This window comes from Leptothoe spongobia TAU-MAC 1115, from assembly GCF_018739885.1.
GTDB lineage: Bacteria > Cyanobacteriota > Cyanobacteriia > Phormidesmidales > Phormidesmidaceae > Leptothoe > Leptothoe spongobia.
Window position 1 is genome coordinate 24035 of the sequence record NZ_JADOES010000045.1, and the last position, 18141, is coordinate 42175.

The window sequence follows — 18141 nt, forward strand, 5'->3', positions numbered from 1 at the left end:
ATTAGTGCCGAATTGGGAAACGGCTATGGCATCTGCAAAATTCTCTTAACCCATTTCAATGATCGGCATACCAAATTTAGGATTCTTGCTTTGCTTGCCGTTTTGTCGACCTTTGGCCTGAGCATGTATGCCCATGGGCACAACATTAAACTGATTTTTCATCATGGTGAGGGCCCGACGCAAAATCTGTTGTTTTTTACCTGCAGGTAGTTTCATGGCTGGGAAGAAGCCTAGCTCTGGTACATCGTTTAGATCGAGAAAATCTAGGGGATGGAGCAGTAGCGAAGGCTCTGTCCGAGTCAGTCGACAGAGTAAAAGGGCAATACGGAAGTATAGTAGGGCAATCGGTGGAGAAAAACAGGCTAGATAGAGAATGTAGCTAAAGTGAATCGGCACCTTGAAGAGGGGCATGGTCGTTACTGGAATCTCGACCAGCCGATGATTGGACAGCAGCCACTGGTAGCGTTTTAAGGGTTGAAAGCCATCTTTTACCCCCCCAAACAATGCCTTACGCTGTTCTTTTTCCTCAGGTGTGAGCTTGGTGGTCATAAAGTAATAAGCCCGTGCCAATGGCCCCAAAAAGGTGGGAAATGTTGAGGCGTCGTACTGATAACCCCGATGGGCCAAAATAGTTAACACTGACTTAGACAGACTAAAGCCAGGTCCACGAAAGCCTTTAGGGCGCTGTCCAGTGGCTTTTTCTAGATGGTCTTCTGCCATGGCCAGTTCGTTTTCAATCTCTTCAGGACTGTAGAGATGTAGCCAGGACTCGTGATTAAACGAATGGTTGCCGATCTCATGTCCGGCTAATGCAATGGACCTTAAGGCTTTTTGATTTTTGGTGAGGGCTGCGTCCTGACCGACGATAAAGACCGTAATCTTGAGTTCAAGATCGTCTAAAAACGATAAGAACCGGGGCACAACAGTATCCAAATAAGATGGAAAATTCTCCCACCCCGGATCGCCATGGATCTTCATATAGGACCATTGATTGTCCAGATCCAGAGAGAGACTTGCTAGAGGTTTTGATTGGGGATTGCTCATATTAGGTTACATACTGATAGGCATATGAATTGGCTTTTTAGGTCGTTAGCAGGCTGCTACAGACCTATGTCAGATGTGTGTCGTAGCTTAGTGCCTTGATTGGCCTCTGCTAGCAAAGAGCCTATGTGACGTTCTGCCAGCTGAATGGTGTCGTTGACATTTAAGGTGCCGTTGACAATATGGGCAGAGTTGAGAATGTGCAAACCGGGCACTGACGTATGAACCGGCGGTAGCTGGGTGGAGTAATTGAGGGTGGATAAGGCCATGACATACTTTACCCGAGAGATTTGAAAGGCTGATACCTGATCCCGCTTAAAGTCTGGATACATGGCTTCTAAGCCGCTAAGAAACTCTTCTTTGATAAATTCATCGGAGAGTTTTAAAGTGTCATCTTCTGCCGGTACATACTTTGGCAAATAGATCAGATGATGGCCGTTTAATTCTGCTGGATCGACCAGGGCCGTCATCTCAATCACTCCGGTAAATGGAGCATCATCGGTGATGTTGGTAACGTAGTAGGGCGAAAGCGGGCGCTTTAACAACAGCGACGCACAAACAATACCCTGGTACTGGATATTAAATAGCCGAGCTAGTTCATCTTGATTGAGACCATGGCAAATTTTAGCTGCAATGGGAGCTGCTGTGGTGACCACGACTTGATCAAATTTACGCACATCCACCGATTGATTGCCTTGGTCATCCAAACGAGATTGCACGATTTGCAACTGGTCAGACTCTTTGCTGCGGCGCACTTGTTCCACCCGTGCACCCGTTAAAATTTCTACACCTTCTGCTTTGAGACGATCTCCAAACGTTTCGAGCAGACGACGATAGCCACCTTTCAAGTAGCCAAATCGTTCTTCCTTAAGGCCGTTTCGTCGGGCGGCATAGAGCCGGGCAATGGTCGCCCAGATAAAGGCAGCGGAGGCAATCCGATAGTTTTCGCCCAACTTTGCTCGGAGCAGGGGTTTCCAAAACTTATTCAGGGTACGTTTCCCGGACCAGCGCCCTAGCCACTGGGTGACTGGGATCTGCTCTAATCTGCGCCAATTGTTGATGCGGGCACCGTAGAGAATGGTAATTGCCAGCCGAATCTTGTCTAGCAGCCCCAGGGGAGGAAATTTGAGAAACTCAATGGCGTTGGATACCGAATACAGTTGACTATCAGCATAGACACCCGTTTTGGTAATCTCCCACTGCATGTCTTGCTCTAGACCCAGCTCTTGTAAAATGCCCCGCATCCGCAGGTCCGATAGCAATGTGACATGATAATGCCGGTCCCATATCACATCTCCCAGATGCCAGGCTGATGCTAGCCCCCCTAATTCTGGGGCCGCTTCGTATAGGGTAACCTGCTGTCCGGCTTGGGCTAGGCGATGGGCTAGGGTGAGGCCAAGCATGCCCCCACCGACAATGGCCCAAGACTTGGGCCCCCAAGTCTTGGGAGCCTGTTCTTTAGGAGGCCAATGCTGGGAAGAAGGATCAGTCATACTGAGGATTCGATAGACGTTTTGGGAACGGAAGGCTGGGGAGCTTGACCCGTAACTAACTCGGTGATTGTTTGGTGGTAAAAGTGATACGAGCGATCGCAAGTGCTACATTTCACCATTGCCTCGTCAGACAGCTCAGTAAAGCGACCCAGGGGCTGACCACAGCGACAGACACCCCCCACCGATCGGGCCGGACTGCCATAGACCAAGTGAAAGTCTGGGACTGACTTGGTTACGACTGACCCCATGCCCACCATAGCAAAGCGACCAATTTCAAGGTCGTTGCCAATCACACAGCGTGCGCCAATGGTGGCCCCTGCTCTCACCAACGTTGGCAGGGTATGCTCATCGGGGGCAGAAGGATAGGGGGCGAGTAAATCCGGTGTGGTGGCTCGGGGAAAGCGGTCGTTGGTAAAGATCGTTCCAGCACTAATCATGACGCCATCCTCAATGGTGACGGCATTACAGATATAGGCAAAGGCGTTGATCTTGACTCGGTTACCAATCATCACATCGTAGGCAATATAGGCCTTGCCACCGACGATGCACTGCTCTCCCAAGCTGGCTCCATGGCGGATGTGGGCGTTGTCCCACACCGAGGTCCCATCACCTAAGGTGACATTCTCTTCCACCATGGCGGTGGGGTGTATCCGTACGCTCATAGTGAACTCCTAGGCGATACCTGTCGCTAGTTGTTTGCCATTGCCACTGGTGTCTCCATGGGCATAGAGCGCCAGGGTCTCGCTCAGGGTACTCACGCTGGTCCAGCGGCTCTGGTTGAGGGACTCATAGGCAGCGTTGATCACTTCGACGGATGCGATCGCATCTTCAGCCTTAATTCGCAGCTCTTCCTCACCTCGGATGGCACGGGCAACGTTAGTCAACTGATTTTTAAAGGATTCCAACTTGTTGTAGCCGCTACCAAAGATAACCCAGTCGCGACTAGAAGACTGACGATACTTGGACTCTTTCCAACCGATGGATACGGTACCGTGGGAGCCGTAAATCCGCAAGAAATAATCGAGTTCTTTGTTGATACTCCAGGATAGGTCAATGTTACCCATCACACCCTGAGCGCTTTTAACAAAGATCCGGGCTGTATCTTCAACGGACAATCCTTGGATCCGCTTACCTTCAACTGCCTGGACCTCGGTCAAGGGGCCGAGGAAGTAGCGCATGATATCAACGGAGTGGGTGCCGTTATCAATCAGTACACCGCCACCGCTGACGGCTGGATTCGCATTCCAGCGATTACCCATGTCTACACGGGCGGTAAAGGCGTTCTCGCACAATACAATATCGCCTAGGATGCCAGACTGCAGTAGACTTTTGGCCTTCACCATGTCGTCTACATAGCGGAACTTAGATGCCATGGTCAGCAGCACATTATTCTGTTGTGCTGCTGCGTACATCTTTTGAGCATTTTCTAAATCAATACTGAGGGGCTTTTCGCATAGGACGTTAACACCGCGATTGAGGAAGTAAAGAACAATCTCGGGGTGAGTAATGGGTGGAGTACAGATAATGACCGCATCTAGCTCTTGAGCCTCAGCCATGGCTTCATAGGAGGTATAGCTGGCACAACCAGCACTTTCAGCCATGGCCTGAGCAGCTTCAGGACGAATATCGGCCACACCGACCAAGGTGGCAATCTCTACATGCTCAAAGGATTGAGCGTGAGTCTGGGCAATGGCTCCAGCTCCAATCAAACCAAACTTTACCGGCTGAATTGTCATAGAAAAATTCCGTAAAAGATCAAGAAAGTCATTGTTGTGAAAATTTTGAGTTTTGAGTTTTGAGGTGATGGGCGTTTAGCAAGGGCCTGGGCAAACGCTCAGCTGACTTAAAATTAAGACGTCAAAACTCAAAACTCTCTTAATTACTGAAGCGCTGCGATCTCATCCTTAATTGATTGAGCAATGTAGTCCACATGCTCCTGGGTGTAGCCTTCATTCCAAGGCAGTACTAGCACTCGCTCTAGACCGTCATAGGTACCAGGAAACTTAGTTTTGTCATAGTCAACTGCTTCAGGACGAGCAACACTAAAGGGGAAACGAGAGTTGCCAAAGGTGCGCTGATCGCGGAAAATCTCACAGCAGAAAGCGGGCTTTTGGATGTAGCGAGGGGCCGAGAAAATACCACGATTTTCCTTGAGCCATTTGGCCAACCCAACTGCCCCATCAGGAATAACCGCAGCATCTACGCTAAGACAGTACTTCCAGTACACATGGGTGTTATGGGTTTCATGGTGAGGGGGGGTTACCCCGGATAGACCCTGCAGCTGACTGGTCAAGTTGTTGGCTAGCTGACGGCGCTTTTCAACAACGCCTTTTAGCTTCGGTAGCTGGGCTGATGCTACTGCACCTTGAAGCTCGGTCAAGCGGTAGTTGGGAGCCAAGAAATAATGGTCAGGCTTGGGATCGCCATAGCCCCAGGCCTTGTTAATAAATAAATACATGCGGCGAGCTAGAGCCTCATTGTTAGTGACCACAATGCCGCCTTCACCAGTGGTAATGTGCTTACCTTGCTGCATGCTGTAGCAGCCGATGTCGCCAATGGTGCCAACAATTTGATCACGGTGGGTCGCTAGAAATGCCTGCGCGGTGTCTTCGATCACCGGAATGTTATGAGCCTTAGCTAGGGCCATAATTTTATCCATCTCACAGGGATTGCCAAACAGGTGAGTAACCATGATGGCTTTAGTGCGAGAACTAATGCATTTTTCAATGGTCTCAGCTGTCACATTCCAGGTGACTGGATCGATATCTGCAAACACCGGCACTGCACTCTGATACAGGATTGGGGCCAGCGCTCCCATATCAGTAACGGAGGTAGTGATGATCTCATCACCTGGTTCAGGATCGATGGCTGCTACAGCCGTATGGACCGCTGCTGAACCAGAGGCACAAGCGTAGGCATACTTAACCCCAAACATTTCGGCAAACTCTTTTTCTAGAGCTTTGACAAAGGTACCTTTGGTGCTAGTCAAAGTGCCACTATTGATGGCCTCTGTCAGCAACTGTATTTCCTCTGCTCCTAATGTTCTCCCCGATGAGTTTTGGTCTGAGGGCAGTTGCATTTGAGTCGGCTTAGGCATCATACCAACCATAGTTTTTAAGCTCCTTAATTTATCTCTTTACATCGTTTGAGTAAGACAATCTAAATCTCTGGCTTTAAGAGCGATTAGATTTATTGATTTGAGTTCCCAAAAAGAAACTCTCCTCGAAGTAATGTTTCATCTGCATGGCCAATAACCCCAGGCTCAAAAACTGGAACGCTAAAATTAGCGTGATCATCCCTAGAAAATAATCATGGGGATATTCAACAAAGGTGTAGGAGATCAACTCAGAAAACCCAGTTCCAGGGGGCAGCGAACCATAAGCTTCTAGGCAATGCACGCCAATATGGGCAAACACATAGGCCGCCCCCAGGGATAGCATCAGTCCCGGTAGTACGAAAAACATAACGGGCCGGAAAATAAACCCGTAAAAAACTACCGACCAGCTATGTCGTAAAATCTTCATGCTGGATTTACGACGAGCTGGTTTTGCCGCTTTGCGTGTGTGTGGTCGACTATGATTGCGCCAGCAAAGGTGGCCTGGAATCTCTACAATCGGCACCTTAAGCATGCGGGCCTTGTAAAGAATCTCAGGATTAACGTCCATCCCAGTTGAACGAAAGCTCAACGACTTGATAAACGAGGCTTCATAAGCCCTCACCATGCCCGTTAATGTAGCTGTATCTCGTTTTGCTGCCAGGGACAAGAAACGATTTGCCCACACACTCAACATTAGCCGTGACCAAGGCACATTGGAAACTTTTCCCCCTGGCATATAGGGAGAAATTACCACGACCTTAGCTTGAGTTGCCTGGATCTTTTGAAGTAACTGTTCAATGTGCTCGGGGGCATAGCTCAGGTCTAAATCTAGCGTGACGATATACTGGCCACGACAATGCTCAAACCCCGTTTTGAGGGCCTGCCCCAGACCTTGATTCACACGGTGATGCACAACGTTAATACCGGGATGTTGCTGGGCAGCCAGTTCAGCAAGTGACCCTGTGTTGTCACGACTACCATCGTTAACCAATACAATTTCCCAAGAGTACTGTGTTTCTATCGTATGGAGATAGTCACAGAGTATGTTGAGATTGTCTTCAAGAATAGCAGCCTCGTTATAAGCTGGTACCACAACAGACACAAAAGGTCTCTCCGATGAGTGATCAGAGAGTCTCTCATGTTGATATGGATCGACAGGCCACTGAGCAGGACTCTGAGATATTCGAACAGTTGAGCTCATCACTTCTCTAATGCGATTCAACGGGTAACTTTAATTACCCCAAACAGGCTAAGGACAGCTTCCCAGGGGGACCTATAAATCCTTCGGCTCATTCTAAGGACAGCTTCCCAGGGGGCCTATAAATCCTTCGGCTCATTGACAAACCTTCAATAGAAGGCTTACAAAAAGCGCTTAGCATTTTTCCCCGCTTAGTAGCATGTCTCACTCAGCCCTCTGTAAGTTCCTTAAAATGAAATGAAAAAGAACCGGGAAATCTGAAAGCGTCCTGAGTAATGAAACCTGGTGGCAGTGTTAAATTTTGTTGACTATTAAGGACAACAACTGCTAACTATGAAAGAGGATTTCATAGTTATTCAAAGACTTCATAAAGCTGTCTGACATTAGGTTTGTGCAATTACCGGAATGTGCAATTGCCAGTGAATAGATGCTAACGGACGGTATCAACTGCTTCAGATGTTTTAGGCGATTGCTTTATGTTGTTAGGTCAGTTCTTCGGTTCAATCACCAATAATTGACCGTTATCCTCATCTGTCAATACATAGAGATTTCCATCTGGACCTTGGCGAATATCCCGTACCCGTTGTCCGATGGGGATAGCTTCTGTTTCAATGGCATTGCCATCGGGTGTGACTCGAATACGACGAATTTCTTGATTAACTAAGGCCCCGGCAAACAGATTTCCTTGCCATTCGGGGAATGTATTACCGCTGTAAACGGCCAATCCCGATGGGGCAATGGATGGGGTCCAAACAATCGATGGGTCAACCATACCGGGCTGAGACTGGATCTGACTGACAAGCCGGTCCACATGATATTCCCGACTATGACTAACTAAGGGCCAACCGTAGTTCTTTCCAGACGTTAGAAGATTGAGTTCATCCCCCCCCCGAGCCCCATGCTCAGTGGCCCATACTTGCTGATTGACCGCATCGTAGGCCAGTCCTTGAATATTGCGGTGTCCATAGGTCCACAGGGCCGACACTCCCTGCTCAGCAATGACTGGATTATTAACGGGGACTGAGCCATCGGCATTGAGACGAATTACTTTGCCCAGGTTACTATCCGTTTTCTGGGCCTGCTGACGGATCAAGGCTCCTTCTAACTCCAACGGTGGATTACCGCCGTCGCCAATGGATATCAACAGGGTCCCATCGGGCAGCCACAGCAGCCGTGACCCAAAATGCTGTGTACCTTGTTTTTGAGGGGACACAGAAAAAATTATTTCCCAGTTGCTGAGGGCATTCCCCTCTAATTGGGCTCGTGCTACCTGAGTATGATTGGCATTTGGGTTACCTGCTGCATAGGTAAAGTAAACCCAGCGATTTTCAGCAAACTGAGGATGGATGGCTACATCTAATAGGCCCCCTTGACCCTGGGCTAGTACAGGGGGAACTCCACTGATGGGTATTAGCTGGTCATTTTGCCAATGGCTTAGACTGCCGGGACGTTCAGTAATTAATAGGCTGCCATCGGGGAGCCAGGCCATACTCCAGGGATGATCCAGGCCTGATGCGATGGCACGAACCTGATATTCCTGGTTTGTGCCATCGGAGACACTGGATAGCAATGGTTGACAAGCTGTGGTGGCAATCAACGCAGCTGCACCCAGGCACCCCCACAGGCGATTAAAACGACCGATCATAAGCATGTCCTACAGCGGCATGGAACTATTAAACCTTGTTCACATCTGAGTCTGTAGTTTTTTGTAACAGATGGGAGATATAAAGATAGACCTATGGATAGTAATCAATTCTAAAATGCTTTCTCAGCAACGTTTTGGCAAAAATCCGAATCAAAAATACACATTGAATTACAAAACAGAACGCAAATGGCCTGATATATTAGTGGCTTCCTAGTGTCCAAGGGTTAGTAGGAGGTACGTCCACTGATAGTGTTTTTCTATACCTATGGTTGACGGTGGTGGCCCCATGTCTCCTGAAGATGCCATTACACTCGTTGATAAACTGCTTTCACCGTATCGATTAACGGCTATCCAAGAGGTCGTTTTTAGACGATGTTGGCAGGGTTCGACCTATGCGCAAATTGCAGCTAGCGAGGGCTATGATGCTGATTATGTAAGGGTCACAGGTTCTCGTCTCTGGCAGAAAATATCCCAGGTTTTGGGGGAACGTGTCACCAAAAAAAATATCCACGCGGTGCTCCGGCAGCAAGCCTATCAGCTACATCAGCCTGCCACCCCCGATCCCTGGTGGCCCGGTGCCGATAGTTCAGACACTACGTTTCCTGGTAGCCCTCTCCCCTTAGGCAGTTCCCTCTATATTGAACGACCTCCTGTGGAAAACCAGGCCATGGGTGAATTATTAAAGCCGGGAGCGTTGCTAAGAATTCGTGCACCAGAACGATGGGGGAAAACTTCCCTGGTTAATCGCCTCGTCGCCCAGGCTCAAAAACTTAACTTTAAAATAGTTCGACTTAACTTCCGTCAGGCCGATGCAGGAGTTTTAGCCAACTTTGATAAATTCTTACGGTGGTTTTGCGCCAATATTGCTCAACAGTTAAAGCTAACGGCTCAACTAGATGATGTTTGGAACATTGATCTAGGTAGCAAAGTCAGCTGTACCAACTACATGCAGAGCAGTGTTTTAAATCCGCTACATCAACCCTTGCTCTTGGTGATTGATGATCTTCAAGCCGTGTTTGAGCATCCTGTAATGGCTCAAGAATTCTTGCCCATGTTACGAGTGTGGCATGAAGAAGCCAAAAATCTCACAGAGTGGGGGTATCTCAGATTGCTTGTTGCCTATGCGACAGAAGCTTACATTCCACTACAGATCCATCAGTCTCCATTTAATGTAGGGCTACCTCTGCGATTGCCTGCTTTTACTCTAGAACAAACCAAACAGCTAGCCCAGCGCTACCACATACCTTGGGATCAGGGATTAACTTCCCTCCATACCTTAGTAGAAGGTCATCCCTATTTGGTTCATCTAGCGCTCTATAACCTCAGCGTACATAAGATGGATCTCACTCGATTGATCAACGAAGCGCCTCAACAGAGTGGTATCTACAGCGATCATCTGCGTAGTTATCTGGCTATCTTTGAAGCAGAACCCACTCTAGCCAGAACATTTTATCGAGTGATTGAACAAGATACCGCTACCGAATTAGAACCCATGGCCGCCTATCGTTTGGAGAGTATGGGTCTGGTCACCTTAGTGGGAAATACAGCAACTGCTAGCTGTAATCTTTACAGGCAGTACTTTGGTGGCCGCTTAGGAGTCGAGTCGAGCGACTACGCTGTCTGATGATAGGGGCTTAAACATAGGACGTAGAGCCTGAACATTGGCAAACACTTCTTCAGCGGTGTAAGGAGAACTTACATAGGCATCAGCATGGCCAACAGTATCCGCCCGGTCTGCACAGATAATCACAGGAACATGTTTGAGTACAGGACTACGCTTAATACGTGAGCAAATGACCTCTGCGTCTACCCAACCTGAAGATTCAATAACAATTAGTTCAGGTGAAATAAAGCTTAATAAAGGCAGTAAGGCCTTTCCTTCATCCACTTGAAATGCAGACAACCCATGCCAGTGCAACAAATCAGCAAGTAGCGTTTGAGACTGATCAGTATTTCCAACGATTGCAATAGCCTTCATAACCTCATCTCCTGTAATCCTTCAAATCGCGTGGCAGTAACGATACGGCGTCAAAAGTGTGGCCATAAAGCCATTTGAAAAACAAAAGAATTAAAAGAGTAAAAACGACAACTGGTGAGCAAAAGTACCCATTTAAGTCTTTGCTCAGCAACGATGACAACTATTATGATCTTTCTGACTGCAGCCTCAGATGCAACTGGCCTACAAGTCAACCGATACCCGATGGACTAGCTCGCTATGAAAGCAATTTAAGGGAAAACACCGAAATTGTGTAAGGTGAAAAAAGTAATTTAAAAGAATATCCTAACAGTCGCACTAGATACCCCCACTACATAGCTGGCGATCGGCATCAGATAGATTCTCCCCGTTGGCAAGGTAGTTGTCTAACCAGCGGCAGCCATCTTCTAGCAGCTGCTCAAAGCTGCGGCTATCCTGCCAGTCCCATAGAATAATTCTGCGATCATGGCCGCTAGAAATTAGAGTTTGACCGTCAGGACTAAAGGCAACTCCCCAGGTGGGACCATTGTGACCATAGAGCGTCGTTACTAGGGTACCGTTCTGTCGCCAAATACGTACAGTGCGATCGTAACTACTTGATGCTATAAGCTGACCATCTGGGCTAAATACTACCCCATGGACCCTGGCCTGATGACCGCTTAGCGTGGCCACAAAGCGCCCTGAGATGGTCCAAATCTTGATCGTGTGGTCGGCACTGGCAGACGCAATCATCTGGCTATCTGGACTAACCGCTACCCCCCACACAGGAGCCCGATGACCGTGGATGCTTTTTTGCAATTCACCTTTTCGATTCCAGAGCTTGATGGTGTGATCCCATCCGGCTGATACTAAGTGCTGACCGTCAGGACTGTAGGCAATACCATATACCCGATCGCGATGACCCCGCAGAGTGCGCAGCAGCTCACCGTTTGGATGCCAGATCTTGATAGTTTGATCCCAGCTGGCCGAGGCAATTTCCTGTCCCTCAGGGCTAAAGGCCACTCCCCAAACTCGATCTCGATGGCCCCGAAATGTTTGCAGTAGGTTACCTTCAGGTCGCCATAGTTTAACGGTTTGATCCCAGCTGGCAGAGGCTAACGATTGTCCATCGGGACTAAAGGCTACCTGGCGTACTCGGTCTGTGTGATCTTGTAATACTGACTGCAGGTTGCCCTGCCAATTCCAAAGACGAATTGTTGTATCCCAACTACCTGCAGCTACAGTTTGTTGGTTGAGGGCCAGGCCGGTGACAGGACCTTCGTAGCCATGGAGTGTCTGCGGAATTTTATCTAAGCGCCATAGTCGCACAGTGGCATCATCACTGCTAGAGGCCAATACATTGCCATCAGGGCTAAAATCTACACTCCAGGTACCTGCATCGTGACCTTTTAAGGTGGTTACTAGGGTACCGCTACTGGTCCACAGTTTCACCGTATTATCCCAACTGGTCGATGCCAACTGGCGACCATCGGGGCTAAATTTAACGTTCCAAACTCGATCCTGATGCCCTTCTAACGTAATTGTTTTGGGCTCTCCAGAACGGTTAGGACTACTGTTGTCATCATCAAAACTATTTTCATCGGGCCTTAGTTGCCAAAGTTTGATCGTTTGATCATCACTGGTTGAGGCCAGTATGCTGCCGCTGGGATTAAAGGCCAAACCGTTGACTGTAGCCTGGTGTCCCTTAAGTTCTTTTAATAAGCTGCCGCTGGTAGCATCCCAGATTTTGATGGTTTTATCTTCACTCGCTGTTACCAGTGTCAATCCATCGGGACTGATCACTGCTTGGGTAACACTGACCTGATGGGCTGGGATATCTAACAATATTTCCCCTGTCCTATCCCACAGCTTTAGATGGCCATCTTCTCCTGCTGTTACCAGGGTTTGACTATCTAGGGATACATCCACGGCATTTACTCGTCCCTCATGCCCCTTCAGCGTCAATGGCGGGGCCACCACAGTGGGGATATCGTTGTCATAGCGAATGGGCCAGATTTTGGCAGTGGTGTCGGCGCTGGCAGAGACTAGATACTCACTATCGGGACTAAAGGCAACATCCCAAATTGCATTGGTGTGACCACTGAGGGTAGTAATGGGCTGTCCATCGGCATGCCAGAGTTTAAGGGTATTATCCCAACTAGCTGAGGCTAAATATTGGCCATCGGGACTAAAGGTGATGCCATAAACGGGAGCCCGATGGCCGCGCAGCTGGTTGGCTTCGGTAATACTCTGGAGGGTCCGCCGGAGTGTTTGCTCGACCTGTTGTTTGACATTAGGTTGAGGAACTGACAGTCGCTGTAGTTGCTGAGCTGCGCGCACGGCTTCTAAAAGTGACTGAAGACGATTGTCTCGATTAAAGAGGGCGTCGGAGTAGTAACTAGCGGAAAGTGCCTGATTGTTTTGGTTGTCTTGCCGTGTCAACATGGTCTGCCGCGATTGGCGGTAAGCTAGCATAGCAATACTGGTAATGCTGAGAAAGGCCACTCCCATACCAATTAACAAAAAGCGTTGTAATGTGACATTTCGTTGTTGGGCTTCCAAGCGGGCTTCAAGCTCTTTGAGCCGTTCAGACTCTAAGGCTTGTTGTACCTCTTGCCGATCAATGGCCCCACTGTCTGCTAAAAATTTATAATCTAAATCACTTAGCTGTTGGTCTTTAGCCCAAGCCTGGGCCTCAACCAGGGACTGTCCTCGCAACAATCGTGAACGATCTCGTTGGCCAGAGTTTATCCAGGCTTCAAAGGCTTGGGAATAGGGGCGTAAACGCGCCAGCTGATAGTCGATCCAGGACTCATTAAAAACTTCTCGATAAAGACGATTACGAACATCGAGATGACTGGATTGTTTAACCACTAATCCTGACAATAACAACTCTTCTCGTAAGTGATTGTCTTCGAGGGAGAGCGATTGGCCTGACAACAGTTTTTTATAGCGGCCCAACAGTCGGCTAATGAGTTTAGGCCGTGATAGCAGTCGTTCCTGGATAATTCTGAGATGGGGGGGCTCATCCTGGGATTCCCAATTTTTGATTAGCTGCGATCGCACCAAACCATCCACCCACGGCTGCTCAACATAGACCTCTGTCCGTGGGGACAATCGATTAACCACCATCTGGCAGAGTTTCTGGGTCAGAAAGGGTTGACCGTTGGTCCAAGACAAAATGTAACCCAATGTTTCTACCGGATTACTAACTATGGGTGAGAGCCAACGGCTTAGGGGCATCGCCTCTTCGAGGTTGAATCCACTGAGTTCTATGGCTGTGCCAATATTAAAAGGAGTGCGGTTGGGATTTTGACAGAGGTCAGTGGGAGTGGCCACCCCAAATAACGCAAAACTTAGCCGACGATACTGCGGATTATCCACGCGCTGGTTGTAACAGTATCGAATCAGGGTAAACAGGTCATCAGCGGCAAAGGGTAGGGCCAGTACACTGTCAATTTCATCGATAAAAATAACAATCCGTTCAGCCTCTAACTGCCGCAGTACTATATCCTTCATAAATCGCTCTAGGCGATGTACAGCAGAGAGGCTATCCCCTTGTTCCCACCATTGCTGAAAGTTACCGTTTAGTCGCAGGCTGCGCCATAGTTCTGCGGCAATCCCCATGTACCAGGTTTCTGTCGTGACGTTATCACTCCCTAGATTGGTCAGGTCAATGGCTGCACAACACACACCATCCTGTTCAAGACGATGTTTTGTTCTAACCCGCAGGCTCGACTTACCAATCTGCCGAGTGTTGAACACATAGCAAAACTCTCCTCGTCCTAGACTTTCGTATAGGTGGTCATCGGCCTGGCGCTTGATATAAGTGGGGGCTTGGGCATGAAGACTACCGCCAACTTGGTAAAGAGATAGGGTGGTGGTGTTCATGGGGGATTGGGGGTGAGTGGGGCAGGTGGGCGTTGGCAGAGAAGGAGTTTTGTGGGTTCAGTATTGCCTACCCAAGTATATTTCTTGTGGAAAAACTTGGGTGTTATTCAAGGACTAATTTGTTAATGGGAGGGGTAGCCTTTTGTTGACGGAACCTGATAGCTTGCTGAAGTAGCTGCCAGGCTTTGGGTGAAAATATGGCTGGAAAACCAAAGGTGAGGGCACTGGAAAGCTGCTTTTGCTTGAGGGCGACCATCATCCAGTGCAGGCTGAGGTACTGACGAATGGTCTGTAATGTAGGCAATTTGTCTTGATGCTTGGGGCTGACGTGTTGATAGATGCGCTCCTTAATCAGGATATTAGTATCGAGGCGACGCTGCAGGGTGATTTTTTGGTCGTAGCCGCCGGGCCATACGGTGCGATAGGTGAGGCATTTATTAATAAAGAGGGCGTCCCCATAGTTCGCTACACGGATCCAGGAATCAATGTCGTCAAATCCAGTCATGGTGAGATCCCATCCGCCTGATTTGAGAAAGGCGTCACGCCTTACCGCTACTTGAATGGGGGTGCCAAAGGGGACCACCTCCAGGAACATGCCGTAGTGGATGTCGACTTGGGGAATATAAAATACCTGGCCTGGTCCGATAATGGGGGTGCGACTTAGTTCCTGGCCCTCGCCATTGACCTGGGCAGCCTGACAGGAGCAAATGACGGCCTCCGGTCGCTGCTTAATGGCTGCAGTCATTGCTTCGATACAGATGGGGGCGAGGTAGTCGTCGTCATCCACCAGTTTGATCCAGGTACCCGTGGCGCGCTCCACCCCTGCATTGACAGCGCCTGAATGGTTGGCATTGGTGGGATTGCGATGGTAGAGCACTTGGTCTCCCAGGCTTTCCACATAGGCCTGGGTACCATCGGTGGAAGCGTTGTCCACGACGATCACCTGACAGGGGACGGTTTGGTTTAGGGCGGTTGCGATCGCACGTTTCAATAGCTCCACCCGGTTATAGGTGGTAATCACAATACTGAACGATATCGTTTCTAAATCCATAGTCTGTGGCCTTTATAATCGCTCTCAGCTATTGTGCCAAATACCAGGATGAGTCTTTCATTTTCGGGAAAGAATCTAGCACTATGGGCCATATTGCCTTAAATCTTTTCAGCATTATTTTGGGTCTGACCATCACCCTGGCGACATTTTGTGGGTTGGCCGGTAGCCTATGGTGGCAGTTTGAACTATTGGATCATTTCCGATGGCAGTACTGTTGGCTGCTGTTGATTCCTTTGCTGATGGGTCTATGGCAGCAGCAGAGATGGAGCCTGGTGTGGTTAGTTCCCCTAGCTCTAAACAGTGCCCTGATTTTGTCACTGGCATGGCCCACGCAGGGAGTCGTAGACAGTTCTTTGACAGGACCGAGCCTGACGATTTTGCATGCCAATATTGATCATCAGAATCGTCAACCCACCGAAGTGATTGATTACGTTGATAGCCAGGTTGTTGATATTGTCTTTTTCCAGGAGATCACGCCAACAACATTGCCGATAATTGTCGAGCAGCTAAACCACTATCGGCTAGTGGCTGCTGAACCCAAAACCAACTCCCATGGCAGCGCCATGTTCGTGCCGTTAGACTCGTCTTTAGAGATTGTTCAAAAGCAGATTATTCAGGTGCCTAATTATTCGCAGCGACCTTTACTCACGGTTGATGTGCGTTTGGGTGAGACCATTGTGAGTCTCATGAGTGTGCATATTACCCGCCCTGGTAATGCCGGTGCATCAAAATTTCAAAACATCGAATTTCAATCTGTTGCCGACTGGAGTCGTAGACAGATAGATGCTGATAAATCGGTCGTTATTATTGGTGACTTTAACTCTACTGGATGGTCGCAGCGAGTCCGGAAAATGATGGTTCGTGGAAATTTAAAGAATTCTCAGCAAGGCTGGATTTGGCAGATGACGTGGCCAGGCAATTTACCTATTTTGTTTCAAATTGCCATTGACCATTGTTTATATAGCCCTGATCTAATCACCCAGCAGCGGACCATTGGCCCCTATGTGGGTTCCGACCATCTGCCACTGACAGTGACTCTGAGCCATCGTACTTGATGTATTGATTTCTGAAATCCTGGCTAGTCACCCTTGCCTTTGCAGGGTTAGCACCAGGTACACTCCCCACAAGATGAACCCTTTGGAGTCAAGGTTGATAGCCTGAAGATATGGGGTTTTTCAAATATCGTTCAAGAATATCCTGAAATAGGGTCCATTTCCCGTAGTTCTAATTGGTAGATGCACCCTGATAAAATCCTTAGCCCATCGGGCTAGGGATTTTTTTTGTCTTTTTAGATAAACCGATTAAATGTCCTGAAACAGGTTCTATTTCCCGTAGTTCTAATTGGTAGATGCACCCTGATAACGTCCTTAGCCCATTGGGCTAAGGATTTTTTTTGTCTTTTTGAACAACTCAATATGTGAAGTTTATGACTAGTTGTTCATTATCTTTTAGTACATTTCATACTTTAAAAACTGACAGGGAATAGACCCGTTATAAATAGGTATTTTTCTGGCTGTTCTCAGACCAATGCATTTGGTTAAGGCTTTGTTACCGCTCAAAATATAGGCGGTCCAACCTTTGAAGCGCTGTTTGAGAATATCCCCCATGAGTTTGTAAAACGGGGCGAGGTTTTCGGTGTGGCCCAGGCGTTCTCCGTAGGGTGGATTGCAGATGAGAATGCCGCTGTCGGCAGGGGGTTCAATGTCGGCAAAGTCGGTGTAGTTAAATTCGATGTGTTCATCGACACCGCTGTTGTCGGCATTGGTACGGGCATTGGTGAGAATATCTAGATCGAGATCGCAACCCACCACGGGTACCCCTAACTCACTCTGCTGTCGGTTCTTTGCCGCCGCTACCACGTTCTGCCAAAGGGCCTGATCATAGTCAGGCCAGGTTTGAAAGCCAAATCCTTGACTGGTGCCCTCGCGAAATAGCCCAGGGGCAATATTTAGTGCGTTTAAACACGCCTCAATCGGCAGGGTTCCCGAGCCACACATGGGGTCGAGAAATGCCACATTACCGGACCATTCCGTTAGTTGTACCAGGGCGGCGGCCAGAGATTCCTTTAGGGGTGCGGTGCCCATGGCGGGTCGATAGCCACGACGGTGGAGACTACTGCCAGAACTATCTAAGCTAACCGTGGCTTTGTTGTCCTTGATATGAACGTTGACCTGCACGTCAGGAATTTCTGTGTCTATATCGGAACGTTCGCCAAATCGATCCTGCTGCTGATCGACGATGGCGTTTTTTACCTGCAGGGCGGTGAAATGACTGTGGTTAAGGTGATCGTTCTTGCCGGTGGCCTTCACCGCAAATGTTTGCTCTGGGGATAGATATTGCTCCCAGTCAATGCTCTGGATGCCGCGATAGAGGGCATCGCTATCGCGACAGGGGACATGGGCCAGGGTGACTAGTATACGAAAGGATAGTCTTGTCCATAGGTTGATGGTGTAGAGATGTTTGCGATCGCACCGAAACCCTACACCACAGAACCCAGGCTCCACTCCGTCTGCACCCAGCTGTTCAAGCTCAGTTGCAGCTAGTTCTTCCAGACCACGAGCGACAGTAGCAAAGCATTGGAACATAAAAAGGCCATAGACTCCTAAGAAAGCCCCACAATCATGCCTTACAAAGGCTTAGTTGCAAATGCAAAAATTAGTATCTGTAGCCAAACTCCTAAATGTGAACCTAGTACTCATGGTTCGCTAGAAAATATAAGAGAATAGCGAATAGTACACTAGAGCTCAGACCCCTATCCCCGCCAAGTAATG

General features: G+C 48.6%; 13 protein-coding genes. 2 read left to right on the forward strand and 11 right to left on the reverse strand.

What is annotated here, in order from left to right; genetic code table 11:
• Positions 1 to 45 precede the first annotated feature (45 nt).
• The 7 genes from IXB50_RS18430 to IXB50_RS18460 all read right to left on the reverse strand — a co-directional run bounded on the left by IXB50_RS18430 (position 46) and on the right by IXB50_RS18460 (position 8474).
• Positions 46 to 1044 (reverse strand): polysaccharide deacetylase family protein, encoded by a 999-nt coding sequence (locus IXB50_RS18430; RefSeq protein WP_215610462.1) that lies wholly within the window; start codon positions 1042 to 1044, stop codon positions 46 to 48.
• A 56-nt stretch (positions 1045 to 1100) separates the two neighbouring features.
• Positions 1101 to 2534 carry an NAD(P)/FAD-dependent oxidoreductase gene (locus IXB50_RS18435; RefSeq protein WP_215610463.1) on the reverse strand — a complete coding sequence of 478 codons (1434 nt, stop codon included), beginning with the start codon at positions 2532 to 2534 and terminating at the stop codon, positions 1101 to 1103.
• On the reverse strand, positions 2531 to 3196 hold the full coding sequence (locus tag IXB50_RS18440) for an acyltransferase (RefSeq protein ID WP_215610464.1): 666 nt from the start codon (positions 3194 to 3196) through the stop codon (positions 2531 to 2533). The genes IXB50_RS18435 and IXB50_RS18440 overlap by 4 nt, the downstream gene beginning before the upstream one ends.
• Positions 3197 to 3205: 9 nt before the next feature.
• Positions 3206 to 4270, reverse strand: coding sequence for a Gfo/Idh/MocA family protein (locus tag IXB50_RS18445; RefSeq protein ID WP_215610465.1), 1065 nt, complete (start codon positions 4268 to 4270; stop codon positions 3206 to 3208).
• A gap of 143 nt (positions 4271 to 4413) precedes the next feature.
• Positions 4414 to 5643 carry a DegT/DnrJ/EryC1/StrS family aminotransferase gene (locus IXB50_RS18450; RefSeq protein WP_246564689.1) on the reverse strand — a complete coding sequence of 410 codons (1230 nt, stop codon included), beginning with the start codon at positions 5641 to 5643 and terminating at the stop codon, positions 4414 to 4416.
• Positions 5644 to 5707: 64 nt separating this feature from the next.
• Positions 5708 to 6733: a glycosyltransferase family 2 protein gene (locus IXB50_RS18455; RefSeq protein WP_326520835.1), complete on the reverse strand. Its 1026-nt coding sequence runs from the start codon at positions 6731 to 6733 to the stop codon at positions 5708 to 5710.
• A gap of 583 nt (positions 6734 to 7316) precedes the next feature.
• Complete coding sequence (locus tag IXB50_RS18460; protein ID WP_246564690.1) at positions 7317 to 8474, reverse strand: PQQ-dependent sugar dehydrogenase; 1158 nt, start codon at positions 8472 to 8474, stop codon at positions 7317 to 7319.
• Positions 8475 to 8739: 265 nt separating this feature from the next.
• Between IXB50_RS18460 and IXB50_RS18465 the strand changes: the two genes are divergently transcribed.
• Positions 8740 to 10098 carry an AAA-like domain-containing protein gene (locus tag IXB50_RS18465; protein WP_215610468.1) on the forward strand — a complete coding sequence of 453 codons (1359 nt, stop codon included), beginning with the start codon at positions 8740 to 8742 and terminating at the stop codon, positions 10096 to 10098.
• On the opposite strand, the gene IXB50_RS18470 is transcribed toward IXB50_RS18465, so the two are convergent.
• The 3 genes from IXB50_RS18470 to IXB50_RS18480 all read right to left on the reverse strand — a co-directional run bounded on the left by IXB50_RS18470 (position 10066) and on the right by IXB50_RS18480 (position 15370).
• The gene (locus tag IXB50_RS18470; RefSeq protein WP_215610469.1) at positions 10066 to 10452 is read right to left on the reverse strand and encodes a PleD family two-component system response regulator; all 387 of its coding nucleotides are present in this window, start codon (positions 10450 to 10452) and stop codon (positions 10066 to 10068) included. The genes IXB50_RS18465 and IXB50_RS18470 overlap by 33 nt on opposite strands.
• A gap of 315 nt (positions 10453 to 10767) precedes the next feature.
• The gene (locus IXB50_RS18475) at positions 10768 to 14319 is read right to left on the reverse strand and encodes an AAA-like domain-containing protein (protein WP_215610470.1); all 3552 of its coding nucleotides are present in this window, start codon (positions 14317 to 14319) and stop codon (positions 10768 to 10770) included.
• A gap of 103 nt (positions 14320 to 14422) precedes the next feature.
• Positions 14423 to 15370 carry a glycosyltransferase family 2 protein gene (locus IXB50_RS18480; protein WP_216867697.1) on the reverse strand — a complete coding sequence of 316 codons (948 nt, stop codon included), beginning with the start codon at positions 15368 to 15370 and terminating at the stop codon, positions 14423 to 14425.
• An 83-nt stretch (positions 15371 to 15453) separates the two neighbouring features.
• Here IXB50_RS18480 and IXB50_RS18485 point away from each other — a divergent pair, with 83 nt between their 5' ends.
• Positions 15454 to 16425 (forward strand): endonuclease/exonuclease/phosphatase family protein, encoded by a 972-nt coding sequence (locus tag IXB50_RS18485; RefSeq protein WP_215610471.1) that lies wholly within the window; start codon positions 15454 to 15456, stop codon positions 16423 to 16425.
• A gap of 393 nt (positions 16426 to 16818) precedes the next feature.
• On the opposite strand, the gene IXB50_RS18490 is transcribed toward IXB50_RS18485, so the two are convergent.
• Positions 16819 to 17955, reverse strand: coding sequence for a THUMP domain-containing class I SAM-dependent RNA methyltransferase (locus tag IXB50_RS18490; protein WP_215610472.1), 1137 nt, complete (start codon positions 17953 to 17955; stop codon positions 16819 to 16821).
• Positions 17956 to 18141: the final 186 nt, after the last annotated feature.

Bases quoted from the DNA above. Each gene is read 5' to 3' on its own strand.
- IXB50_RS18440 (WP_215610464.1), bottom strand. From the start codon at position 3,196: ATGAGCGTACGGATACACCCCACCGCCATGGTGGAAGAGAATGTCACC.
- IXB50_RS18475 (WP_215610470.1), bottom strand. From the start codon at position 14,319: ATGAACACCACCACCCTATCTCTTTACCAAGTTGGCGGTAGTCTTCAT.
- IXB50_RS18445 (WP_215610465.1), bottom strand. From the start codon at position 4,270: ATGACAATTCAGCCGGTAAAGTTTGGTTTGATTGGAGCTGGAGCCATT.
- IXB50_RS18490 (WP_215610472.1), bottom strand. From the start codon at position 17,955: ATGTTCCAATGCTTTGCTACTGTCGCTCGTGGTCTGGAAGAACTAGCT.
- IXB50_RS18485 (WP_215610471.1), top strand. From the start codon at position 15,454: ATGGGCCATATTGCCTTAAATCTTTTCAGCATTATTTTGGGTCTGACC.
- IXB50_RS18470 (WP_215610469.1), bottom strand. From the start codon at position 10,452: ATGAAGGCTATTGCAATCGTTGGAAATACTGATCAGTCTCAAACGCTA.
- IXB50_RS18450 (WP_246564689.1), bottom strand. From the start codon at position 5,643: ATGGTTGGTATGATGCCTAAGCCGACTCAAATGCAACTGCCCTCAGAC.
- IXB50_RS18480 (WP_216867697.1), bottom strand. From the start codon at position 15,370: ATGGATTTAGAAACGATATCGTTCAGTATTGTGATTACCACCTATAAC.
- IXB50_RS18460 (WP_246564690.1), bottom strand. From the start codon at position 8,474: ATGATCGGTCGTTTTAATCGCCTGTGGGGGTGCCTGGGTGCAGCTGCG.
- IXB50_RS18465 (WP_215610468.1), top strand. From the start codon at position 8,740: ATGGTTGACGGTGGTGGCCCCATGTCTCCTGAAGATGCCATTACACTC.
- IXB50_RS18430 (WP_215610462.1), bottom strand. From the start codon at position 1,044: ATGAGCAATCCCCAATCAAAACCTCTAGCAAGTCTCTCTCTGGATCTG.
- IXB50_RS18435 (WP_215610463.1), bottom strand. From the start codon at position 2,534: ATGACTGATCCTTCTTCCCAGCATTGGCCTCCTAAAGAACAGGCTCCC.